Genomic DNA, 24,328 nt, shown 5'->3' with positions numbered 1-24,328 from the left:
TGTTGCTTCCCCCTATCGCTGAGTTACAATTACTTGCGACAATAATTCTTCTACTTTTTCCCTCGTACATAAATCAGCTGAAAACGCTGTTGCACTCCCTGTTGCAACGCCATATTGAAATGCCTTTTCAATATCTTTTGTCTGTTCATATTTACCTACAAAACCTGCAACAAGAGAATCTCCGGCCCCAACTGAATTAATTACAACACCATTTGGAACAGTTGCTTCATATATACCTTCTGCCGTAAATAATAAAGCTCCCTCTCCTGCCATCGATACGATAACGTGCTTTACACCTTGTTCAATTAATTTTCTTCCATACGGTAAAATGTCCTCTACTGTTGAAAGCTCCACTCCAAACAACTCACCAAGTTCGTGATGGTTTGGCTTTATTAAAAATGGCTTATTTTTAATTACATGTTGCAGTGCGCTTCCACTTGCATCTACTACTACACGAATACCTTTTTCAGCTCCAAACGCAGCAATTGATTCGTAAAAGGTACTTGGAATAGAGACTGGTACACTCCCAGCAAGTACAACACAATCTCCAGGTTGCATACTCTCAATTTTTTTCATTAACTGTTCGAACTGCTCTTTTGTTACAATAGGACCTTGTCCATTTAATTCTGTTTCTTCTTCCCCTTTTATTTTCACATTAATACGAGTATCTTCATCTACTTGGACGAAGTTTGTTGTTACACCTTCATCATGTAATACATCTTTAATAAATTGACCAGTAAATCCACCAGTAAATCCAAGTGCTATATTTTTAACACCTAAACGCTGCAGAACACGAGAAACATTAATTCCTTTTCCTCCAGGAAACTTCATATCTTTCTCTGCTCGATTTATTGTTCCTAACTCAAAAGAAGGAACTTGCACTACATAATCAATAGATGGGTTTAAAGTAACTGTATAGATCATTGTTTATCAGCCTCAATTACATTGGTTTGTTTTTTATATTTTTCTAAATCAATTTCTAAATAGTTTGTAATGATATTTGCATCTTCAACATTTGCAATTTTCGCAAACGCAACTTCTGAAAACTTACTTTCATCAATTAAGAAATATCCTTCGTTTGCTAATGTTAGTGCCATTTGTTTTAAGAGCGCTTCTTCTGGATCTGGCGTTGTAAAACCAAGCTGTTCATGTACACCATTTGCACCTAAAAAGCACTTATCAAAACGATACTTCTGCATACTTTCCTGTGCCATAGCACCGATTAAAGCTTTTGTCCTGCTCTTCATCATCCCGCCTAGTAAATACGCACGAATATTATTTTCAACTAAAGCTTCAATATGCATAAGTCCATTCGTAACGACAGTAACATCTTTATTTATTAAAAATGGAATCATTTCAAATGTTGTACTTCCTGCATCTAAATAAATACAGTCACCTTGTTCAACAACGCTAGCCGCATAATTAGCAATTTGTTGTTTTATTTGAATGTTTTTGGATGATTTTTCAACCATCGTTGGCTCTTGCCCTTTTCCCGTTAAAATAGAGGCTCCGCCATGAACTCTTTTTAATAATCTTTGTTTTTCTAACTGCGCTAAATCACGACGAATTGTTGATTCAGAACTTTCTGTTCTTTCAACCAATTGCTGTATTTTTACAACTTTTTGTTCTTTTACAAGTTGCAATATCATTTGATGACGTTCAGGAGTTAACATTTTATTCACCTCTTCTTTGATTACAGTATAATGAAAACGATCACAAAAATCAACCATAAACAATCATAAATAATCACAAACACCCACAAACGGTTATAAACAGCAAAAAAATAAACCTATTCGATAAAACAATCGAATAGGTTTATTTTTAAAATTCACTTATAAAGAAGCTTTATATATACTTAGAACATCATCTTTATTTAATTTTTTAAAGTTACCGAATTCACCATAAGCCATCGCTTTATTAGCCATTACATTAATTTCATTTTTTCCAATACCGTAATCAGCTAATGTTGCTGGCGCTTCAATTGAAGTCCAAAATTGACGCAGTGCCTCAATTCCTTCTAACGCCACTTCTTTATCTGTTTTACCATCTGTTTCTATATCAAATACACGAATAGCGAACTGTTTAAAGCGACTTACATTTTCATCTATAACATGCTTCATCCAGTTCGGGAATAAAATAGCAAGGCCTCCTCCATGTGGTATATCATGCACAGCTGAAACTGCATGCTCAATATTATGAGTTGCCCAGTCACCTCTTACTCCCATCGCTAAAATACCATTTAACGCCATCGTTCCGCAATATAAAATCGTTTCCCTGTGCTCATAATTTTCTAAATCACTTAAAAGCTTAGGTGCTGTTTCAATGACTGTTCTTAAAACAGATTCACAATAACGATCTTGTAGTTCTGTATTTGTTCCATGATGGAAATATTGTTCTAAGACGTGTGACATAATATCTACCATACCGTAAATTGTTTGATCTCTCGGTACAGATGCAGTATGAACTGGATCTAAAATTGAAAACTGCGGGAATGTAACTGGGCTCCCCCATCCATACTTTTCATTCGTTTCCCAATTTGTAATTACTGAGCCTGCATTCATTTCAGAACCTGTCGCCGCGAGAGTAAGTACAGTACCAAATGGTAACGCCTCACTAGCAAATGCTTTTTTCGTTACAATATCCCATACATCTCCATCATATTTGCTACCAGCAGCAATCGCTTTCGTACAGTCGATTACACTTCCTCCACCAACTGCTAAAATAAATTCGACTCCATTATCTTTACAAATTTGAATCCCTTTCTTTACAGTTGATACACGAGGGTTCGGTTCAACACCCGTCAACTCAAATACTTCTGCATTTATATCTTTCAAAATAGAAATTACATTATCATAAATACCATTTCTTTTAATGCTGCCTCCCCCAAATACGAGAAGAACTTTTTTACCGAATTGTGGAATTTCAACTTTTAACTGTTCTAATTGACCTTTACCAAAAATAAGTTTCGTTGGATTACGAAATACAAAATTTTGCATATTTCTTTACCATCCCTTCTATATGAAAAGCAACTATACTTTTGTATAACATATTTTTTTCATTTCACAAAAATATTTGCTTAACAAAAAAGCCCCAGCCTAAAGGCTGAGACTTTTTATTGATAATAAGGTGAGATCATTAAGTAAACAATAACACCAGATAAACTTACATATAACCAAATTGGCATCGTCCAGCGTACAATTTTACGGTGACGTGTTAATTGATTCGTAAAACCAAATACAAGCGAAAACAGTGCAAGTGGTACAATAATTGCTGCAAGGATAATATGTGTAATTAAAATGATGAAATACACATATTTAATAAACCCTTCTCCACCAAAGTGCGTTGCTGGCGCTAAGTAATGATACGATAAATACGAAACACAAAATAGCAATGTTGTTGTAAATGCTGCGAGGATGAAACCACGATGCATTTTTACATTCTTTTTAATAATAGAAAATAATGCTGCTAATAAGAATACGAACGTGAAGCTATTAAAAATTGCATTTAACATTGGTAAAATTGTTACATCAAAATGTAATTCTCCTTCATAGCCAACAGGTCCAAAGAACAAAAATAAAATAATCGCATTTACAATTACAGAAAGCGTTATCACAATAGGAGCATAGCTTTTCTGATTTGTTGATTGATCCACCAAAATGGTCACTCCCTCTTCCTTCAAGTATGTATACGTAACCTCACTATTTTAACATATTATTCACAGTGTAAATGTGACAATAGTTTGACACAGTAAGACCAGGCAAAGAAAAAAATCCTTCTTAATAAAACTTCTTAAGAAGGATTTTATCGCTTTATTATTTAAATAGCAATGCGATTAGTTTTTGTGGAAAAACGTATCGCTATATGCTTGAAAAATTTCAGATACTTGATATCCCATTAATGAAATTGCTGTTAATGAAAAGAAACCAATCATAAGAAATCGAAACCACATATAAATCTCCTCCTTGTATTTAGCTTAAAAAACACTAGCTGCCTTACAAGTCATGTGGCACTCTTCATCATCACTTTCCTTCTTCTTTACAATTGCTGTTATAAATCGAATCATAAAGAATATAACAAAAGGAAATTGTTCGTAATTCACCTTGGCATAGTTCAGCAACGGCTCGCGCTGCATATCGAACGGGGATGAGAAGGAGTAGAACATACCTTGCTCTTCCATATATACAATTACAATTCTCATACAAAATACTATTCCTAGAAACGAAACGATATCTTGCCATTCTGTCGTATATAGCAGGTTATACAGCTCTAATACGTACTCTTCCATCATCATCCCCCCTTCCTTTTTTACCATTCTGCTCGCCTTCGTATAAAAAGTCAAGAAAAAAGTTTATATTCACTATGACAATAGTAATTACTTGTTTCTATGATTATATATGATTCTTTTATAGCAATGATTGGGTGTAACTCTCTTCGAAAACAAGAAAATTAGAATCGAACAGATTCCTCACTCTTACTTTTAGGATTCAAAACTGTTCTATTTTTATTTCTATTAAAAATAAAATAAGAAAGTATGATAAGAACAGTAACAAACGTCGTTAAAAGTGCTTGCGAACGTAAAGAATCAATTGCGAGCATCGTGACTAAAACTGCTATAATAGCGGCAATTGTAACATACGTTACATACGGAAAAAGCCACATTTTCACTTTCAAATTTTTTTGTTCTACTTTACCCATTTTTTTACGCATCTTTAAATGCGAAACTGCAATAACGAGATAAACTAGTAATGCAATCCCGCCAGATGCATTCACTAAAAACAAAAAGACTTTATCTGGAGAAATGTAACTAAAAACAACTCCAATATAAGCAAAGAACGTTCCAAATAAAACCGCTCGAACAGGAACACCACTACTGTTCAATTTTAAAAATGATTTTGGAGCATCTCCTCTTTCTGCCATTGAAAAAAGCATTCTTGAGTTTGTATATAAACCCGAATTTAAGCAAGAAAGTACAGCTGTTAAAACGATAAAATTCATAATTTGTGCTGCTGCTGGAATTCCTATATGTTCAAGTACAGCTACAAATGGACTTTTTAGTATGTTTGCTGAATTCCATGGTAGTAGTGTAACAACTACTGCTATAGATCCAATGAAAAATACAAGAATACGCCAAATCACACTGTTTGTTGCTGTTTTTACTGCTTTTACAGGTTCTGCAGATTCACCAGCCGCTACTGCTACAATCTCTGATCCCATAAATGAAAATATAACAACAGTAATTCCAAGCAGTACCGAACTTATACCGTTTGGCATAAATCCACCCTGTCCAACTAAATTCGAAGTTCCTGGTGCTTCTGTTCCTGGAACAAATCCTAAAATAACAGCAAGACCTAGGCAAAGAAATAAAACAATACTTATTACTTTAATAAAAGAAAACCAATATTCAAACTCTCCAAATGATTTCACCGAAAAAACGTTCGTCAGCGTTAATAAAATTGTTAAGATTAAACTTAATAACCAGAGCGGTATTTGTGGAATCCAATATTGGATAATACCAGCACCTGCTGTGGCTTCTATTGCAATAACAATTACCCAGAAAAACCAGTATAACCAGCCTATTGTATAACCCGCCCATGGACCAATTGCTTCTCTTGCATACGTTGCAAATGAACCACTTGTCGGATTAACGGCTGCCATTTCCCCTAGCATTCTCATGACGAAAATGACTAGAAGTCCTGCTAATGCATATGAAAAGATAGAACCTGGTCCTGCCGAATGCACAACTGCACCACTTCCAACAAACAAACCAGCCCCTATTACGCCGCCAATCGAGATCATTGTAATGTGACGTATTTGGAGGTCTTTCTTAAGATTTTTATCCAACTCGTGTACATCCCCTTCCAAACTAAATTTTGAAATTTATGTAAGAGTACTATGCGAAAGACTTTGTCCTATACTTTAAAATATATCAAAATATTCTGAATTTAACAATTGCAATTCAACCTCCTTCAAAAATTATTACATTAGGTTTAATAATTTCCCATACACAATTGTTGAGAAAATTATAGTCCTCTTACAAAAGATTGAATTTTCAGATATTATTATATAAACAAGATTATACATCTAGACAACTTTTTGTATAGGAGTGTTGATATGTTAAACAAGTTCAAATTTTTTTGTTGTATTTTAGTAATTTTTTTACTGCTACCGCTTTCCCCTTTCCAAGCACAAGCAGCAAACAATTTAGGTTCAAAATTACTCGTTGGATACTGGCATAACTTCGATAACGGTACTGGAATTATAAAATTAAGAGACGTTTCACCAAAATGGGATGTAATAAATGTATCTTTCGGTGAAACTGGTGGTGATCGTTCCACTGTTGAATTTTCCCCTGTTTATGGTACAGACGCAGAATTTAAATCTGATATTTCTTATTTAAAAAGTAAAGGAAAAAAAGTAGTCCTTTCGATAGGCGGGCAAAATGGTGTCGTTTTACTTCCTGATAGCGCTTCTAAACAACGATTTATCAACTCTATACAATCTCTTATTGACAAGTATGGTTTTGACGGATTTGATATTGACCTTGAATCAGGTATTTACTTAAACGGAAATGACACTAATTTTAAAAACCCAACAACTCCTCAAATCGTGAATCTTATATCAGCTATTCGGGCAATCTCAGATCATTATGGACCAGATTTTCTATTAAGCATGGCTCCTGAAACGGCATATGTTCAGGGCGGTTATAGCGCATATGGAAGCATATGGGGGGCATATTTACCAATTATTTACGGAGTGAAAGACAAACTAACATACATTCACGTTCAACACTACAATGCTGGCAGCGGCATTGGGATGGACGGCAATAACTATAATCAAGGTACAGCAGACTACGAAGTCGCGATGGCAGATATGCTCTTACATGGTTTTCCTGTAGGTGGTAACCCAAATAACATTTTCCCTGCTCTTCGTTCAGATCAAGTCATGATTGGGCTTCCTGCAGCTCCAGCGGCCGCTCCAAGCGGTGGATATATTTCTCCAACTGAAATGAAAAAAGCTTTAGACTATCTTATTAAAGGAGTTCCTTTCGGCGGAAAGTATAAACTTTCTAATCAAAGTGGCTATCCTGCATTTCGCGGTTTAATGTCTTGGTCTATTAATTGGGATGCAAAAAACAACTTTGAATTCTCTAATAATTATAGAACATATTTTGATGCTCTTCCCTTGCAAAAATAATAAAGTAAAACTATATTTGTCCCTCATCAATCGGACGTTTACTGGCAATTAATACAGGATAAAAACAACAATAGATCCCTTTATAGGTCCTATTGTTGTTTTTTGTTTATGAAAATTACTTTATCGAATCTAAAGTTTTAAGAAACTCTTCTCCATTTCATAAATAACTATTTATGAAACTTTACAGTAACTTCCCATCGACCAACACCGCACGTTCCTCGGAATCATATTGTTAAATATTCTATTCTAGTCACTATTTTTCTTCAATACAAATACTGAAAGTTCAGGTGCACTCCAAAATCTAACTGGCATCCTAGTAGTCCCAATGCCACGATTTACATATAAACATAACGGCTTACTCTTTCCTTCTACTTCATACATACCTTCAACGTAGCTCTCAGCTAGTTTGGTAGTAATTAACGGACCTACAAAAGGAATTTGGACTTGTCCCCCGTGACTATGTCCTGACATTTGAAAATCAACTGGGTAACGATTTATTTTGGCTACAACATCTGGCTCATGTACTAATAACATGTTGAAATCATTTTGTTTTAAATTTTTTAAAGTTGAATCTATTTGCGGCTTCCCTAATAGAAAATCATCCAAACCTGATATTGTAATATATTTGCCGTTTTCCACTTTAATTTTCTGCACTTCATTTACTAATACAGAAAAACCAGCTTTCTCCATATATTTTTTGTAAAATAAACTACCACCCCCGCCCCTATCATGATTCCCAAATACAGCATATTTCCCTAGCGGTGCATAAATTTTCCCCAGTATGCGTTGCGCTTCTTCTCTTTCCGCGATATAAGATCCAAACTTATCTATTAAATCTCCCGTAAAAACTACTATATCTGGATGTAACCCATTCATTTTCTCTACTAAGTTATCTAATTGTTTCAATGAAAATTCTGGTCCTAAATGTACATCTGAAAATTGTACAATTTTTTTATTATTAAATTCTTTAGGGAGGTTAGAAGCTTTTACTTCATTCCATGTGACCGTTATTAATTTTCTTTCTATTTCTGTTGCATAGTAATATATGCTCACTGAAATCATTACTATACTTATTAAGCCAGTAATGATAATTTTTTTAAAGTTTGATATCTTTTGTTCTTTCCTCACACGATGAGTATTCATGTTTTCACCTCTACAAGTACTTTAAAGCATTATTGTTACATTAATGTGACAACATGAACAATGTTAGTTATATACAATTTATCCCACTCACTTTGACAAATTTATACAGAAGGAATAACATATTTTTATAATACATAGATTTTTTAAAAAGTTTTCATTTATTCCATCATAATATTACGGAGGGGTTATTCATGTCTGTATATACACCAGAAGAAATTACAGAGCTTGCTGCTAATTCCGGAAGGAAAAAGGCTAATTTATCATTACTTCCTATGCTAATTCTTGGTTTTTTTGGCGGTGCTTTTATAGCATTAGGGTATTTACTCGATATTCATGTTATTGGAACAATGCCAAAATCTTGGGGATCATTTACTAGTTTTTTAGGTGCATCTGTATTCCCGATTGGTCTTATACTCGTTATTCTGGCAGGCGGTGAATTAGTAACTGGTAACATGATGACAGTTTCAATGGCTTGGCTGCAGAGAAAAATCACCTTACTTCGCTTCATACGTAATTTAATTATTGTTACGGTTAGCAACTTCATAGGCGCTATATTCGTTGCTTATTTTTTCGGTCATATCGTTGGACTAACAGAGGGAGCTTTTTTAACGAAAACAGTTTCTATTGCTCAAGCAAAACTACAAGATACACCATTGCAAGCATTCATTTCTGCAATCGGATGTAATTGGCTCGTTTGTTTAGCTGTTTGGCTCAGTATGGGAAGTAAAGAATTTATCGGAAAGATTATCGGTATTTGGTTCCCAGTTATGACTTTTGTTGGGATTGGATTTCAACACGTTGTAGCCAACATGTTTGTTATCCCAGCTGCAATTTTTGCTGGGCATTTAACTTGGGTTGAATATTTTCCAAACTTCATTTTTGTTTTCTTTGGAAATTTAGTAGGAGGTATGTTATTTGTAGCACTGCCTTACTTCATATCTTATAATAAGAAACTACCTTCCCATCAAGAGAAGACTGAAATAAAGAACAAATCTCTGTCCGCTTAAATGGAATGTCTATAAAGTGTCCTAAAAAATATTACAAATTTCATTTTTTTTGCGAATATATGTACGTACACTTGTTCTCGAATGTTTTATACGTTATAATAACAACTTAAATAGCATTATTTACATATGAGGTGAAAAACATGAATAAAACAGAATTAATTAAAAACGTAGCACAAAATGCTGAGATTTCTCAAAAAGAAGCTACTGTAGTCGTACAAACTGTAGTAGAATCAATCACTAACACTTTAGCTGCTGGTGAAAAAGTACAACTTATCGGATTCGGTACATTCGAAGTACGCGAAAGAGCTGCTCGTACAGGCCGTAACCCACAAACTGGTGAAGAAATGCAAATCGCAGCTTCTAAAGTACCTGCTTTCAAAGCTGGTAAAGAACTAAAAGAAGCTGTAAAATAATGAAAAAATATCCTTCTCATTTATGAGAAGGATATTTTTTTCATAACATAATTAATAAAATTCTGGCCATTATGCTGTTTCTTTTGTTCTTTTATGCAAGCAAAGCCTTTACTTTCAAAAAAAGGTTTTGCTGTAATACTCGCCTCTGTATATATCTCCCCATGCCCCAAGCTCACTGCTTCTTTTTCTAACTTCTGTAGTATATATGAAGCTATTCCTTTCCCCTGATAATCTTTATGTGTAAACAACCGATCTACATAATGCTCATCATTATAATCCCCAAATCCCACTATCACACCATTATTATCCGCTACATAGCTAATATTCTTTTCTAAAGACTGTAACCAACTTTCTCTATCTAGTCGCTCTGGCGCCCATGCCTGTAGCTGTAACTCGTTATAATCTCTTGCGTTCACTGTATGAACTGTCTCATAAAACAATTGTAATACTTGATCTAAATCTTCTTTCTCGAATGTTCTAATTATAATATCTTTTAACATATACGAATCTCCTTACCAAACTACCTCTTAACTTTTTTACTGTATACGATTCAATAATTCTTCTTTATTATATCGTTTTAATTTCTATACGAACAAAAAAACAATACTTATTCAAAGTATTGTTTTTTTAATTATATCCAATTACTTAATGTAGCTGTTTAAGATTTTAATTTCACTCTTTGTAATCGTAATGCATTTAATACAACGGATACAGAACTAAATGCCATCGCTGCTCCAGCAACCCAAGGTGCTAAGAAACCTAGTGCTGCAATTGGAATTCCTAACGCGTTATAAGCTAATGCCCAGAATAAATTTTGTTTAATATTTCTTATCGTCATTTTACTCATAAAGATCGCATCAGCAATACTATTTAAGTCACCGCGGATTAACGTTATATCCGCTGCTTCCATCGCTACATCCGTTCCCGTTCCAATTGCCATACCAATGTTCGCTGTAGCAAGAGCAGGAGCATCATTAATTCCATCTCCAACCATCGCTACTTTCTTACCACTTGCTTGCAGTTTTTTCACTTCTTCTGCTTTTCCTTCTGGCAATACTTCTGCAATTACGTGATCAATACCAACTTGCTTTGCAATCGCCTGAGCAGTTTGTGCATTATCTCCTGTAATCATAACAACGTCTAGACCCATTTTCTTAAGTCTTGCAATAGCTGATTTTGAAGTATTTTTTACAGTATCTGCAACGGCAACTATTCCAGCATACTCCTTATCAATTGCAATGAGCATTGCTGTTTTTCCTTCTCGCTCTAGCTCTTCCATCGATTTAGAAACTTCTTCAATATCAATATTGAATTTCTTCATTAATCGGCGTGTGCCAATTAATAATTGTTTTCCTTCTACAACAGATTCAATTCCGAATCCAGGAATAGCTTCAAATATTTCCGAATTTGGTAGATCAATTCCCTTTTCTTTAATTCCTTCTACAATCGCTTCTGCAAGTGGATGTTCAGAATTTCTTTCTGCTGCCCCTACTAATCTAAGCAGTTCATTTTCATTGAATCCATCTGCTACAATTACATCTGTTAATGTTGGTTTTCCATTTGTCACTGTACCCGTTTTATCTAAAATAACCGTATCTAATCGGTGCGTTGCTTCTAAATGCTCTCCGCCTTTAAATAAAATACCATACTCAGCTGATCTACCTGATCCAGCCATAATAGATGTCGGTGTCGCAAGACCTAATGCACACGGACATGCAATAACAAGTACTGCTATCATTTTCTCAAGTGCTCCGCCAAAATCACCAGGTGTAACAAATATCATCCACACCGCAAATGTAATAATAGCAATCACAACTACAACAGGTACGAAAATACCTGAAATTTGATCAGCTACCCTTTGAATAGGAGCTTTTGAACCTTGCGCCTCTTCTACTACTTTAATGATTTGAGCTAATGCAGTATCTCTGCCTACTTTAGTTGCTTTCACTTTTAAAAATCCATTTTTATTTATTGTAGAACCGATTACTACATCCCCAATTGACTTATCAACTGGAATACTTTCACCCGTTAACATCGATTCATCAATCGCTGATTTTCCTTCTACAATCTCACCATCTACTGGTATTTTTTCACCAGGCTTTACATAGACGATATCACCAGCTACTACTTCTTCAATTAAAATTTTTATTTCTGTTCCATCTCGCACAACTGTAGCTGTCTTCGCTTGTAAACCCATCAATTTTTTAATTGCTTCTGATGAGCGCCCTTTTGCTTTCGCTTCAAATAATTTACCTAAAATAATTAATGTAATAAGTACCGCACTCGTTTCAAAATATAAATCTGTCATATGTTCCGAAGAACCAATAGATTGAATACTTAAATATACACTATAGAAATAAGCGGCCGACGTTCCAAGCGCCACGAGAACATCCATGTTAGCACTTTTATTACGTAACGCTTTATAAGCTCCAACATAAAACTGTCCACCAATGATAAATTGAACAGGAGTTGCAAGTGCTAGTTGCACCCAAGGGTTCATTAACATATCTGGTAAATAAATAAACGACGTAAATGAGAAATGACTAACCATTGCCCACAATAATGGGAATGATAAAATAAACGAAATGATAAATTTCTTCTTTTGTCGCTCAATTTCTTGTAATCGATGATCAGTTGATGCATCTTGTTCATCTGGTTTCACTTCTAATTTATATCCTAGCTTCGTAATCGCGCTCTTCATTTCATTTACATTAATTTCATCAGGATTAAAATCTACTGTAGCTGATTCTAAAGCGAAATTTACTGTCGCTTTGTTCACACCATCTAACTTATTTAAACGCTTTTCAACTCTATTTGCACATGCTGCGCATGTCATTCCTGAAACAGTAAATTCAGCTTTATCACTTACAATTCCATATCCTAACGATTCAACTTTTTCTTTAAATTGTTGTGGATTTGTTTTAGCTGGATCGTACATTATTTTTGTTTTTTCAAGCGCAAAATTTACATTTGCCTCATGAACACCTTCTACTTTTTTTAGACCTTTTTCAATTCTATTTGCACATGCCGCACATGTCATTCCTGATATTTGAAGATTGGCCTCTTTTTGTTCATTCATGTCTCTCACCTCTTCAACATACCCTTATGAGGTATATTTATTAGCAAAATAAATCGTACTTCGTTTAAAAGTACGATTTATTTCTATATCTACAAATAATTATTGAACATCGTATCCTTGATCTTCAATTACAGCGACGATATCTTTTAATGTTACGACTGATGAATCAATAGTAACTTCAACAGTTCCTTCTGCTAATTGAACTTTCACTTGTTCAACACCGTTTAGTTCTTTTACACTGCTTTCGATAGAATTTACACAATGTCCACAAGACATACCTTCAACTTGTAATGTTAACTGTTCCATTTAAAATCCTCCTCTTGTTTCTTCATTGTTTGTTAATTACAACTACATCTTACCATACCCCCCTAAGGTAATCAATGGTTTTATATCATGATTTTTCAATTATTTTCTAAAAGTTTATTTTACACACACTTTTTCACTACAATACACCTAAATCCAATATAAGGTTAAACAAAAAAACAAGCCAGTTACATACTAGCTTGTTTTTACGCTTTTGAAAAACGTTCAAATACTGTCATTAATTCTTCAATTGCTTCGTCACCATTTCCATTTTTAATAGCTCCTGAAACACAATGACTCGTATGATTTTTGAGAACGCCCATTCCTACTTTTTTCATCGCTGCATTAATCGCTGAAATTTGCACTAAAATATCAACACAATAACGATCATTTTCAATCATGTTTTGAATACCGCGGACCTGTCCTTCAATTCTCTTTAATCTATTTATAATCTGTTCTTTTTCTTTTTCTGATCTATGTGTTACTGCTTCATGCTCTTTATGATCCATATTATCACCTTCTTAAAGTTTCTCTTCATCCAATAAAACAATTGTTTTTACGAGTATACCAATTATAGCATTAAATATCTACGTATGATACCCCATAAGAGTATATTTACGCTTTATGATTATTCTTAACAACTCATTAGCTTCTTAGTCTCAATTATCAGTATACCCTTTCCTTTTTATCAAAAAATCATTATATCTCCCATCAAAATTCAATAAAGTGAAACAAGAATAAGCGGGGATTACACATCCCCGCTTATTCTTCGTCTACAAATATAAAAGCCTCAATCTTCACATATTTAAATTGAGACTTTTTTCTTCCTATATATGATTATTGCTGATCACATACTTTTGTATCGTTCACTACAGAAGTTCCTTCAACGGTTACCGTATGAAAACAGTCATTTACTCGAACTGTCACAACATTATCTTGCCGATCAATGATATGATATTCATTAAAATTTTTATTCAGAGCAGTGCGAATTTGTTCTCCTTCATAAATTGGGATGCCATGCGATAGAACCCAAATAAGTCCAGCGATAGCAAGAATAGTTTTCATACGATCTACCTCCTTGGGAATATAGTGAACTTTTAATCCATGCTTTTTCAGCTCTACGAATCATAGTTGGAATAAACCAGGCCTTTTTGGACATAAGTTCATTTCGTCTACTTTATGTTTATGCTAATTGTGACCGAATTGTGACAACTTTTTGTCTCTTTAGACGAAAAGTTGAAACAAAACTTTCAAAAAGGACAATTCTACATATGAAAAAAGGTTATGGAATGTTTCATCCATAACCTTTTTTCGGCCCTATTCTACAACTCATCCACCGTACTTCATTTGATTTTTGTAGACTTGTTTTATTTTTATTCATCAACATCAAAACAAAATCTTGAAAAAACCTCCCACACAAGTTCATTTCTACTACTTACCCCAGTCTTTTCAAAAATGGATTTTAGATGATCTTGTACCGTGTATATAGATATACAAAGTTCTTGGGCTAATTCTTTTGTCGACATACCTGTAAGAATTTTACGTATTACTTGCTTCTCGCGTGTTGTAAAGCTATAAGCTTCCATAATAAGCGGAAAGATTTCTTCTGGTCTTGCTCTTTCGAATAGAACAACATAACCACCCTGAAAACTACTTGTACGTTCTAACTTACTGGCCCGAATGATTAAAAAATGTCCATCGGCTAAAGGTAAACAAACTTTTTCTTCTCGATTCATACAACCTACATTATATTCGTTAGTCTTTACTTTTGAACAAACTGCACGTATTGGCCTTGGTATTTCTTTTATGTTTAACTGTTCATACTTTCTAAGGTTTGAAAGCCAATCACTGCCATCTTGATTCCAATATAATAAATTAAAATCCTCACTTACTATAATCGTGCCTGTCCCTATCACCTTCTCTTCTGAAAAGGGTATCGGAAATGCCTTTTTTAAAGCATCTCCAGCAATTGGGACTATCGTTGCTAAGTACTTACAATCATCGATATGAAAAGCAGGACTTGTACTCCCTCGAAATAAACTAAGATGCCCAAAACATTTCCCCTTACTCATACAAACGCCCCTTAATTCATCTTCAAAACTTGCTGGTTTTAAAATATTTCGGTATCTAGAGCTTTTCTTTTGCTCACCATTTGTCGCCACACTAAGAGAAGCAACATGAGGGGCGTGTTCTGTTAAATATTTAAATTTATTAAAATCATCTTCTAAAAATTCATTCATAAACAATTGCGGATGAATCTTTTCAACACTTGCATCCGTATATGCCCCAGTAGATAAAAAAGAGATTGGGTCTATAGTTGTAAAACAAGCGGCTTCAAAATCAATGACTTTACGTATCAAGTTGAGAAATGACTCTTGAAATGTCCTTATAGAACTTATACGATTCGCTACCATTGTAATTTCTTTCGTTGTTTTTTCATACATCCTCTTCCCCCCCAGATTTACGGGATTGTTCCCCTTCATAATTTCATTCCATAATAAACCTATAATACACATACTTAGGAGGTTAAAAATGAATTGGAATGATACTACCATAAATTCATATGAACAAAGAATTCCATATAAAATCCCAGGCTACTACACCCTATATGAAATGATGAATCATTTCTTGTTTACTACACTCTCTAAAGAAAATCTCAATCAAAGTTTACTAGTTATAGGTGCTGGTGGCGGACAAGAGATTCTCTCAATAGGTAAACAAAATAGTAGTTTATATTTTACAGGTGTTGATCCATCTAAAAGCATGCTACAGTTAGCTAAAAAAAGAATTGAAAACGAAGGCATACAAAATCATGTTCATCTTGTACATGGAACTATCCATACATTATTACCAAGTCAGTTATTTGACGCTGCCACCTGTATGCTTGTCCTGCACTTCATCCCAACTAACAAGGAGAAAAAAGAACTTATTAATGAAATTAGTAGTCACCTAAAACCTGGTACTCCATTCTTTCTCTCTTCAATAAATGGCGTACCCCACACAAGTATGTTTTCTGCACAATTACATGCTTGGCGCAACCACATGATGCAAAATCAAATTCCATTAGAAGATTGGGACCGATTTGAAAATTCTTTTGAAACAGAAATATTCCCTATTTCTGAAGCTAATTTACTAACTATTATGGAGGAATGTGGCTTTACTCAAATTACTCGCTTTTTCACTAGTTTTTTAATTGATGGATACGTTGCCTTTAAGCAATAAGGAAAAAAGGTAAGCAATTGCTTACCTTTTTCCATCTTCTATACGTAACTAATAAATCGTAATCCTTTACTTAAAGAAGTTGGCACAACAGATGCATGATTCTCCCCTTCAGCCTCATAGAACTTAAATCTAAACTGATCATGTTTTACTAGGAGAAGACGCTCTGATAATTCATTTGCACCTACAACCATATGCTCTCGCTCTAGTGACCCAACTGTAAGAAATACCCCTGTTTCAAACTTAGCATTGTTTAATTCATTTATAAGATTCTCTTCTTTTTCAAGCACAGATTGGTTATTCCACCAAATTGATGGACTACTAATAAAATAATTTTGAAAGGCATTTACGTTTGTAAATAGTATATGTAAAGCAAATAGGCCACCTAAAGAATGTCCAAATAACGTTTGCTTTCCTTTATCAATCTCAAAATTCTTTTCAATTTGCGGCTTCAATTCTTCTTCAATAAAAGTAAAGAAATTATATGCTCCTCCCGTTTTAGGCCACGGTTTACCGTCTGGTTTTAAAGGTGCATCGTTTGAAATTACGCTAGGCGTAAAATCATAGCATCTTTCTTCACCTGAAAATGCCCCTTCAATACAATAACCAATCCCTACTATAATGGCTGGTAAAACACCTGTTTTTTCCGCTCTAACCGATTGTATTTTAACCGCTTCATGGAATGTTTGAAAAAAAGCGTTGCCATCTAATACGTATATAACTGGATATCCTGACTCTGGCGCTGGCTGCTTCGGCTTTGAAATATGAATTTGGTATTCCTTTCCTTCTAATTTTGAATACATTTTCCACTGTTCTGTATGTGATGTTATAATCTGCTGTTTTTCAATAGTAGTAGTCACCCTATCTCCCCCTTTTTAACTCGTTACATATATTTCTACTTTTTCTTCTTGAGATACAACGCTATCATAACCGAAACAAACAGGAGCCCCGTTATACGGATCAATCATGACACGCGCATCAATATGAAATACTTCTTTTAATACTTCATTTGTAATGATTTCTTCTGGGCTACCAGTTGTAACGATTTCCCCTTCCTTCATTGCAATAATTTCATCTGAAAACCTTGCTGCATGGTTAATATCATGTAGTACCATTACAACCGTACAATTATGTTCTTTATTTAATTTCTCCACAATTTGTAATACATCTAATTGATGAGACATATCAAGGTATGTCGTTGGCTCATCTAATAGCAACACTTCCGTTTCTTGCGCTAAAGCCATCGCTAGCCATACCTTTTGTCGTTGACCACCTGATAAATTTGCAATTTGTCTCGTTCGAAATGCAGAAGTTTTCGTTATATCTAGTGCCCAGTCAATCATCTCTTTATCTTTTGAAGTTAACTTATTTACGTTATTTCGATGCGGATAGCGCCCATAAGAAATTAATTCTTCTACTTTAAGTTCTCCTGGTGCAATTGGAGTTTGCGGGAGTAAAGCTAACTGCTTGGCAATTTCTTTCGTTGGAATTGCATGTAAATCTTGACCTTGCAAATATACTTTTCCGCTTTTTTGTTTTAAAATTCTTCCCATCGTTTTTAACAATGTCGATTTACCGCAACCGTTTGGTCCTATAATCGTCGTTACTTTTCCTTCTTGTATTTCCACATTTAAGTCGCGAAACACTGTAAGCTTTTCATAACTCGTTTCTAAATTTTTTGCACTTAAAATACTCACTTTTATTCCTCCTCTTACGCTTTCGCCTTATAAAGTAAATATAAGAAATACGGTACACCGACAATAGAAATAACGATTCCAACTGGTAACTCTACAGGTGTGAAAACTGTTTTTGCAATAAAGTCTGAAGCGATTACAAGAAACATTCCTATTACTCCGCATGTAGGAATTATATATTTATGTTGAATACCGACAAGTCTTTTCGCTATATGCGGTGCCATTAAACCAATAAAACCGATACTCCCTGAAACAGCAACACATGCGCTCACAAGCCCGATACTACTTAACAGTAAAATAGATTTCTCTCTTTCTACTGAAACACCTAAACTTGTAATACTCGTTTCTTCCAATTGAAATAAATCTAATAAATAAGCTTTCTTTTGTATAAGTGGAATTAATATAATCAGCCACGGCAACATGGCCACAATATACTTCCAGTTCGCACTATATATACTCCCAGACACCCACACCGCAGCCATCTCAAAATCAGTTGACTTCATTTTGAGTGATAAATACATAGAAAAGGCTCCAAATCCTGAACCGATTGCAATCCCTGTTAATAACAGTCGTTGCGAATCTAACTTACCATTTTTCCAAGAAAACAAATAAATGATTAGCGCTGCACCTAATCCACCTATTAAGCCAAACATAGGCATCATCATAATAGAAACCCAATCTGTGCTCTTTAATTGCCCTTGAAAGAAAAACATAAAAATTACGATTGCTGTTCCTGCCCCGGCATTCACTCCTAAAATACCTGGGTCTGCCAACCCATTTCTCGTAATCCCTTGAATTACGGCACCCGCAACGCCAAGGCCTAATCCTACTAATCCAGCAATCACAATACGTGGCAGACGAAAATCAAAAATAACTAAATCATGTTCTGGTACTGGATCAATTCTAAAAAGGGTTTTAAACACATCTGTAATCGTAATGTCGAACGTACCATTCGTTAAACTAATATAAATAGCACAAAAAATTAAAAATATACTAATCCCCATCGTCATTCCAAAACGTTGACTTGAACTGTTAGGCATGTCTCTCTCCTCCTCTTGTACGAATTAAATAAAGGAAGAAAGGAATTCCAATTAAAGATGTAACAACTCCGATTGGCGTTTCAAATGGATAATTTACGAATCTACTTAAAACATCACATAATGCTAAGAAAACGCCACCAATAACGCCCGCACATGGCAAAATCCACTTATAATCTACTCCAATTATAAAGCGAGTAACGTGTGGAATAATTAAGCCCACAAAACCAATTTTCCCTACTAAAGCAACTGCTGTTCCTGTTAAAAAAATAACTGATAAAATGGCCATTGCTTTAACTAATTTTGTACGTTGTCCTAGATTAATAGAAACCTCTTCTCCTAAAGAAAGAATTGTAATAGATTTTGATATCAACAATGCTAAAACTATCCCAATTATCCCAAATGGTATCGTAATTTTAATTATATTAGGATCCACCTGATCTAATTTTGCATTAAACCAAAAACTAACATTTTGAGAAATTTGGAAATACGAAGCCATTGCAGCCGATACACTGCTTAAAAATGTTCCAATAACTGTTCCTATAATCGCTAACCTAACTGGTGATAAGCCATTTTGAAGGAGCGAACCAAAACCAAACACGATACCAGCTCCTAGTGCAGAACCAATCATTGAACATAAAACCATACCAATCGATGACATTCCCGGAAGAAAAATCATGCTAAGTGTAATAACAAAGGCAGCGCCATCCGTCACACCCATAATAGAAGGGGATGCAAGATAGTTTCTTGTCATCCCCTGCATAAGTGCTCCTGATATGGCTAGAAATGCTCCGACTAAAAGAGCTGCAACTACCCTTGGCAAACGTGAAGTAATAATAATATTATGATTTACATCGCTTGAATCAAAATGAAATAATGCGTTCCATACTGTTTCAGCATCAATACTTTTCGCCCCATACAAAATAGAAAGTATCACTGTAAATAAGATGAGTATGGGTGCTATACATAATATGGTTACTGGTACTGCATTTGTTTTCTGCATATCATTCAACGCACCTTACTTATTGGATTATTTAGATAAATTTTTCACTGCTTCTTTTAAGAATGCTGTTTTACTCCAAGCTGTACCACCTTGCGCCATTGGATCTACAACGTTTACAAATACTTTCTTTTCCTTCGCAGCGTTCATGCTTTGCCAAATTGGATTTTTTTCAATGTCTTCTAGCACTTTTGGTTTATTATTTTCGCTTGCCTCGTATTGTAAGAAGATATAATCAGGATTAACTTCAGCAAGTTTTTCTAAAGAAATCTTTTCCTGTGCTTTTACAGTTTTAAGTTGTTCTGGAGCAGTTAATCCAAGATCTTTATAAATGACAGGATTAAAGTATACTCCTTCTGGGTATAGGAATAGGTCGTTTGCTCTTAGTCTAATGACAAGTACCTTTTTATCTTTTAATTTATCTCCAAGTTTTGTTTTTGCTTTTGCAGCGTCCGCATTGTAATCTTTGATGATTTTTTCTGCCTTATCTTTTTTACCAGTTAGTTCTCCCATTAACTTTAAGTTATCTTCCCAATTTGTTGAAACGTGTGATACTGGGAATGTCGGAGCTACTTTCGTAAACTTTTCAGCTGTTTCTGCTGGGAATTTCGTACTTGATGTAATAACATCTGGTTTTAATTGAAGTAATGTTTCGAAATTCGGTTCCATCTTCTCACCGACAGATTTTGCACCTTCTAAATCTTTTTCAAGATACTTTGGTAATTTACCACCAACAGTAATGGCACCTACTGGCTTAATACCAAGTACTGCTGCATCTTCCATTGACTCTAAACTAGCTGTCGCAATTTTATCTACTTTTGCTGGCACTGTATATTCTTTACCTAAATATGTAATTTTTCGTTTTTCATCTTTTTTCGTTTCTGTAGCTTTTGTTTGTTGTTTTTGCTCACCTGAAGTTTTATCTGCACTATTACATGCCGCTAAACCTACACTTAAAACTGTAACCATCCCTAATGTAAATAACTTCTTATTCATCTTTATATATCTCCTCTCGAATTTTCAAACTATATTCTCAATAAAATTTAACTATATGAAGATTGTCCCATATATATATTTCATTAGATTAATAATTCTATCCAGAACTCATTCTCGTTCACTTCCCCTAGACTATAATTCTTTTACACCTTCATCCCTTGATAATCATTTTCACTGATAATGATTATCGTTACTAAGTATATATTTAATATGCAATTATTTCAAGAATGATTTGAAAAATTTTAACAAACTGAATTAAAAAGAAGTATCTCCTACTATCAGGAAGATACTTCTTTTTTTAGAAATTCATCTGTAATTCAACTGGACAATGGTCTGATCCCATTACTTCACTGTTAATTTTTGCATCGGTTATTTGGTCTTTCATTCTTTCCGAAACAACAAAATAATCTAAACGCCATCCGATATTTTTTGCTCTCGCTCCCATACGATACGACCACCAAGAGTATGCGCCTTCCTGATTAGGATAAAGGTAACGGTACGTATCAATAAACCCTTCTTCTAAAATACATGTAAACTTCTCTCGTTCCTCATCAGAAAATCCAGGATTTTTTCGGTTACTTTTTGGATTTTTTAAATCTATCTCTTTATGAGAAACGTTTAAATCTCCACAGAAAATAACTGGTTTCTTCTCATCTAATTGCTTGATATATCCCCTGAAATCATCTTCCCATTTCATTCTGTAATCTAATCGCTCTAATCCACGTTTGGAATTTGGTGTATATAACGTTATCATGTAAAAATCTTCAAATTCTAAAGTAATGACTCTTCCTTCTTGATCATGCTCTTCAATTCCTAAGCCGTATGTAACAGAAAGCGGTTCTTTTTTTGTAAAAATAGCCGTTCCCGAATACCCTTTTTTCACAGCGTAATTCCAGTATGTATAATATCCCTCTAGATTTAAATCAATTTGGCCACTTTGTAATTTAATCTCTTGTAGACAAAATATATCTGCATTGGATTCTTCGAGATATTCTAAAAATCCACCCTTTGCAATAACTGCACGTAAACCATTTACATTCCATGAAATTAACTTCACTTATAGTCCTCCTCTTGATGTTCACTTTCAAAGTTCATGCTATCACAAAATAGAAAAACAATCATATTTTCATCTTTGTAATCTTGCTCTTACATTTGTAAATACGTACATACGCACTTTATTCAGGTTATACTAATTTCAGAGGTGATGTTCTTTGCACAATGAAAGGATAACATTAACGAGTGAGTATTGGCATGCAATTATTCATAATGATTCTTCATATGATAACAAATTCTTTTATGCTGTGAAATCAACCGGGATTTTTTGCCGACCATCGTGTAAATCAAGAGTACCGAATAAAACCAATGTACGCATTTTTCTAAATGCAGAGCAAGCATTGTATGAAAGTTTTCGTCCATGCAAACGTTGTAAACCAAATGGTATCACTTTACCTAATGAAGAGTGGGTAAAACAAATTAAAGACTATATCGAAAAACATTATGATGAAGCATTAACTCTCGACATGCTTGCGGAAATGTGTCACGGTAGCCCTTTTCATTTACAACGTACTTTCAAAAGAATAACAGGGATAAGTCCTATAGAATATATACAACGATTCAGGATTGTTAAAGCGGCAGAATATCTTTCACATACAAATCAATCTATTAAAGAAATTGGTACTGCTATCGGGATAGAAAACCCAGAGTATTTCGCAACTTTATTTAAAAAGAAAACTGGATTTACTCCTACTGAATATCGAAAAAAGAACGAAAGAAAAGAGGGCTACAATAATGAATTCCTACAAAAATAAGTCTGTATATTGGACACTAATTATTCATAGAAATTGGCGATTTCATATCGCTGCAACTGAAAATGGACTATGTTTCATTGGATCACAAGACGAAAACTTTGAAGAACTAAATATATGGGCTAGAAAAAAGCTGCCACAACATATATTGACCCACAATCCAGATTATTTGCAAACATATACGAAAGAAGTTATCGAGTATTTAGAAAACAAGCGAGAAACTTTTACATTCCCTATTGATATATACGGGACTAAATTTCAATTATCTGTTTGGAATACGGTACGTGAAATTCCTTATGGGAAGACACATTCTTATACAGAAATTGCCGAAGAAATTCAAAAACCTACAGCTGTCCGTGCCGTTGCTTCTGCTATCGCTGCCAATCCACTACTTATTACGATTCCTTGCCATCGCGTTATTGGGAAGAATGGGAAACTAACTGGCTTTAGGGGTGGATTAGAAATGAAGCAAAAATTGCTTACATTAGAACAGTTGCAGGTGGAATTCATATGACAGCAGGATATAATAGCGCATTAACTGTAGCGGTTCCAAAAGAATTTTATTTCCAAGAAAACTTGCGCTATCTATCACGTTCTAACAATGAATGCATGTTTCACATTGAAGATAACAAAATTTATAAAGTGATCCCTGTTCAAGATGTAAATCCTTTAGTTGAAATTAGTTTGAATACTGATAGCAATATTCAAATACGTTTTTTAGGAGAATTATATACCCATGAAAATTGGGTAAACGACGCTGTAGTTGACTATGTACAAGAGTGGTTTGATTTAACTACGAATTTAGCCCCTTTTTATGAAAAAGCTAAACATGATCCACTCCTTCAAGGCCCAATTCAAAAATTTTATGGACTTCGAACTTTAGGTATTCCTGATTTATTTGAAGCACTTTCCTGGGGAATTATCGGTCAGCAAATTAACCTCACATATGCCTATACACTAAAGAGAAGACTAGTTGAGCAATTTGGAAGTTATATAGAATGGGACGATAGAAAACATTGGATATTCCCATCACCTGAAACAATTGCAAATCTACATGTAAACGATCTCCAAAAATTAAAAATGACGACTAGAAAATGTGAATATTTAATCGGTATTGCGAAGCTTATTACAGAAGGAAAACTGTCAAAAGAGGAGTTACTACAAACACAAAATATAAAAATTGCTGAAAAACAGTTAACTGCTATCCATGGTATCGGCCCATGGACTGCCAACTATGTTTTAATGCGCTGTTTACGATTTCCTTCAGCTTTTCCAATTGATGATGTTGGTCTGCATAATGCAATTAAATGTATAACAGGTTCCGAAAGTAAACCGACTAAAAATGAAATAAAAGATTTTGCGGCAAACTGGACAAATTGGGAATCTTATGCGACTTTTTATTTGTGGCGAGTACTATATTAAAAGAACCAAGTAGCAC

26 protein-coding genes are annotated in these 24,328 nt (G+C 34.4%); 7 read left to right on the top strand and 19 right to left on the bottom strand.

Features of this window, described 5'->3' with window-relative positions; all coding sequences use genetic code 11:
* Window positions 1-12 precede the first annotated feature (12 nt).
* The 6 genes from pfkB to gabP all read right to left on the bottom strand — a co-directional run bounded on the left by pfkB (window position 13) and on the right by gabP (window position 5,841).
* Entirely contained in the window at window positions 13-924 is a 912-nt protein-coding gene (gene pfkB, locus COK05_RS20820; protein ID WP_098614073.1) for a 1-phosphofructokinase, read from the bottom strand.
* Window positions 921-1,673 carry a DeoR/GlpR family DNA-binding transcription regulator gene (locus COK05_RS20815; protein ID WP_098614072.1) on the bottom strand — a complete coding sequence of 251 codons (753 nt, stop codon included), beginning with the start codon at window positions 1,671-1,673 and terminating at the stop codon, window positions 921-923. Before COK05_RS20815 ends, pfkB begins: the two co-directional genes overlap by 4 nt.
* Window positions 1,674-1,832: 159 nt before the next feature.
* Window positions 1,833-2,996 (bottom strand): iron-containing alcohol dehydrogenase, encoded by a 1,164-nt coding sequence (locus tag COK05_RS20810; protein WP_098614071.1) that lies wholly within the window; start codon window positions 2,994-2,996, stop codon window positions 1,833-1,835.
* A gap of 116 nt (window positions 2,997-3,112) precedes the next feature.
* Window positions 3,113-3,655, bottom strand: a complete 543-nt coding sequence (locus tag COK05_RS20805; RefSeq protein ID WP_098614070.1) for a DUF420 domain-containing protein — start codon at window positions 3,653-3,655, stop codon at window positions 3,113-3,115.
* A 318-nt stretch (window positions 3,656-3,973) separates the two neighbouring features.
* Window positions 3,974-4,312, bottom strand: coding sequence for a hypothetical protein (locus COK05_RS20795; RefSeq protein ID WP_141539190.1), 339 nt, complete (start codon window positions 4,310-4,312; stop codon window positions 3,974-3,976).
* A gap of 134 nt (window positions 4,313-4,446) precedes the next feature.
* Window positions 4,447-5,841 (bottom strand): GABA permease, encoded by a 1,395-nt coding sequence (gene gabP / locus COK05_RS20790; protein ID WP_098614067.1) that lies wholly within the window; start codon window positions 5,839-5,841, stop codon window positions 4,447-4,449.
* Window positions 5,842-6,111: 270 nt separating this feature from the next.
* On the opposite strand from gabP, the gene COK05_RS20785 reads away from it, so the two are divergent.
* The gene (locus tag COK05_RS20785) at window positions 6,112-7,194 is read left to right on the top strand and encodes a chitinase (protein WP_098614066.1); all 1,083 of its coding nucleotides are present in this window, start codon (window positions 6,112-6,114) and stop codon (window positions 7,192-7,194) included.
* Between the two features lie 246 nt (window positions 7,195-7,440).
* On the opposite strand, the gene COK05_RS20780 is transcribed toward COK05_RS20785, so the two are convergent.
* Window positions 7,441-8,337: a metallophosphoesterase gene (locus COK05_RS20780; RefSeq protein ID WP_098614065.1), complete on the bottom strand. Its 897-nt coding sequence runs from the start codon at window positions 8,335-8,337 to the stop codon at window positions 7,441-7,443.
* A 191-nt stretch (window positions 8,338-8,528) separates the two neighbouring features.
* Here COK05_RS20780 and COK05_RS20775 point away from each other — a divergent pair, with 191 nt between their 5' ends.
* Window positions 8,529-9,344 carry a formate/nitrite transporter family protein gene (locus COK05_RS20775; RefSeq protein WP_098614064.1) on the top strand — a complete coding sequence of 272 codons (816 nt, stop codon included), beginning with the start codon at window positions 8,529-8,531 and terminating at the stop codon, window positions 9,342-9,344.
* A 140-nt stretch (window positions 9,345-9,484) separates the two neighbouring features.
* Window positions 9,485-9,757 (top strand): HU family DNA-binding protein, encoded by a 273-nt coding sequence (locus COK05_RS20770; RefSeq protein ID WP_001043904.1) that lies wholly within the window; start codon window positions 9,485-9,487, stop codon window positions 9,755-9,757.
* Window positions 9,758-9,777: 20 nt separating this feature from the next.
* Here the strand turns inward: COK05_RS20770 and COK05_RS20765 are convergent, their stop codons facing one another.
* The 6 genes from COK05_RS20765 to COK05_RS20740 form a co-directional block, all read right to left on the bottom strand.
* Window positions 9,778-10,257, bottom strand: a complete 480-nt coding sequence (locus COK05_RS20765) for a GNAT family N-acetyltransferase (protein WP_098614063.1) — start codon at window positions 10,255-10,257, stop codon at window positions 9,778-9,780.
* A 158-nt stretch (window positions 10,258-10,415) separates the two neighbouring features.
* Window positions 10,416-12,836 carry a heavy metal translocating P-type ATPase gene (locus COK05_RS20760; protein WP_098614062.1) on the bottom strand — a complete coding sequence of 807 codons (2,421 nt, stop codon included), beginning with the start codon at window positions 12,834-12,836 and terminating at the stop codon, window positions 10,416-10,418.
* Window positions 12,837-12,935: 99 nt separating this feature from the next.
* Window positions 12,936-13,142 carry a copper chaperone CopZ gene (gene copZ / locus COK05_RS20755; RefSeq protein WP_000436980.1) on the bottom strand — a complete coding sequence of 69 codons (207 nt, stop codon included), beginning with the start codon at window positions 13,140-13,142 and terminating at the stop codon, window positions 12,936-12,938.
* Between the two features lie 203 nt (window positions 13,143-13,345).
* Window positions 13,346-13,648, bottom strand: a complete 303-nt coding sequence (locus tag COK05_RS20750) for a metal-sensing transcriptional repressor (RefSeq protein ID WP_000349637.1) — start codon at window positions 13,646-13,648, stop codon at window positions 13,346-13,348.
* 328 nt (window positions 13,649-13,976) lie between these two features.
* Window positions 13,977-14,204: a hypothetical protein gene (locus COK05_RS20745; protein ID WP_098614061.1), complete on the bottom strand. Its 228-nt coding sequence runs from the start codon at window positions 14,202-14,204 to the stop codon at window positions 13,977-13,979.
* A 308-nt stretch (window positions 14,205-14,512) separates the two neighbouring features.
* On the bottom strand, window positions 14,513-15,583 hold the full coding sequence (locus tag COK05_RS20740; RefSeq protein WP_098614060.1) for a helix-turn-helix transcriptional regulator: 1,071 nt from the start codon (window positions 15,581-15,583) through the stop codon (window positions 14,513-14,515).
* A gap of 88 nt (window positions 15,584-15,671) precedes the next feature.
* On the opposite strand from COK05_RS20740, the gene COK05_RS20735 reads away from it, so the two are divergent.
* Complete coding sequence (locus tag COK05_RS20735) at window positions 15,672-16,361, top strand: class I SAM-dependent methyltransferase (RefSeq protein ID WP_098614059.1); 690 nt, start codon at window positions 15,672-15,674, stop codon at window positions 16,359-16,361.
* 38 nt (window positions 16,362-16,399) lie between these two features.
* Here the strand turns inward: COK05_RS20735 and COK05_RS20730 are convergent, their stop codons facing one another.
* From COK05_RS20730 to COK05_RS20705, 6 genes are all read right to left on the bottom strand, one after another.
* Window positions 16,400-17,218, bottom strand: coding sequence for an alpha/beta hydrolase (locus COK05_RS20730; protein WP_098614058.1), 819 nt, complete (start codon window positions 17,216-17,218; stop codon window positions 16,400-16,402).
* A 15-nt stretch (window positions 17,219-17,233) separates the two neighbouring features.
* Entirely contained in the window at window positions 17,234-18,055 is an 822-nt protein-coding gene (locus COK05_RS20725) for an ABC transporter ATP-binding protein (protein ID WP_098614057.1), read from the bottom strand.
* Window positions 18,056-18,069: 14 nt separating this feature from the next.
* The gene (locus COK05_RS20720; protein WP_098614056.1) at window positions 18,070-19,092 is read right to left on the bottom strand and encodes a FecCD family ABC transporter permease; all 1,023 of its coding nucleotides are present in this window, start codon (window positions 19,090-19,092) and stop codon (window positions 18,070-18,072) included.
* A complete protein-coding gene (locus tag COK05_RS20715) occupies window positions 19,085-20,092 on the bottom strand; it encodes a FecCD family ABC transporter permease (protein ID WP_098614055.1) in 1,008 nt (335 codons plus the stop codon). Before COK05_RS20715 ends, COK05_RS20720 begins: the two co-directional genes overlap by 8 nt.
* 27 nt (window positions 20,093-20,119) lie before the next feature.
* Entirely contained in the window at window positions 20,120-21,085 is a 966-nt protein-coding gene (locus tag COK05_RS20710) for an iron-hydroxamate ABC transporter substrate-binding protein (RefSeq protein WP_098614054.1), read from the bottom strand.
* Between the two features lie 298 nt (window positions 21,086-21,383).
* Window positions 21,384-22,142 carry an exodeoxyribonuclease III gene (locus COK05_RS20705; RefSeq protein ID WP_098614053.1) on the bottom strand — a complete coding sequence of 253 codons (759 nt, stop codon included), beginning with the start codon at window positions 22,140-22,142 and terminating at the stop codon, window positions 21,384-21,386.
* Window positions 22,143-22,296: 154 nt separating this feature from the next.
* On the opposite strand from COK05_RS20705, the gene COK05_RS20700 reads away from it, so the two are divergent.
* Genes COK05_RS20700 through COK05_RS20690 form a run of 3 tightly spaced genes read left to right on the top strand, consistent with a single transcriptional unit; the run spans window position 22,297 to window position 24,312 of the window.
* Window positions 22,297-22,893 (top strand): bifunctional transcriptional activator/DNA repair enzyme AdaA, encoded by a 597-nt coding sequence (locus tag COK05_RS20700; RefSeq protein ID WP_098614052.1) that lies wholly within the window; start codon window positions 22,297-22,299, stop codon window positions 22,891-22,893.
* Window positions 22,874-23,404: a methylated-DNA--[protein]-cysteine S-methyltransferase gene (locus COK05_RS20695; RefSeq protein ID WP_098614051.1), complete on the top strand. Its 531-nt coding sequence runs from the start codon at window positions 22,874-22,876 to the stop codon at window positions 23,402-23,404. Before COK05_RS20700 ends, COK05_RS20695 begins: the two co-directional genes overlap by 20 nt.
* Window positions 23,401-24,312: a DNA-3-methyladenine glycosylase family protein gene (locus COK05_RS20690; RefSeq protein ID WP_098614050.1), complete on the top strand. Its 912-nt coding sequence runs from the start codon at window positions 23,401-23,403 to the stop codon at window positions 24,310-24,312. The genes COK05_RS20695 and COK05_RS20690 overlap by 4 nt, the downstream gene beginning before the upstream one ends.
* Window positions 24,313-24,328: the final 16 nt, after the last annotated feature.

The sequence above is a fragment of the Bacillus cereus genome, from assembly GCF_002567495.1.
GTDB lineage: Bacteria > Bacillota > Bacilli > Bacillales > Bacillaceae_G > Bacillus_A > Bacillus_A cereus_AQ.
Note: the sequence above shows the minus strand (reverse complement) of the source record. Positions and strands in the feature narration are given on the sequence as shown.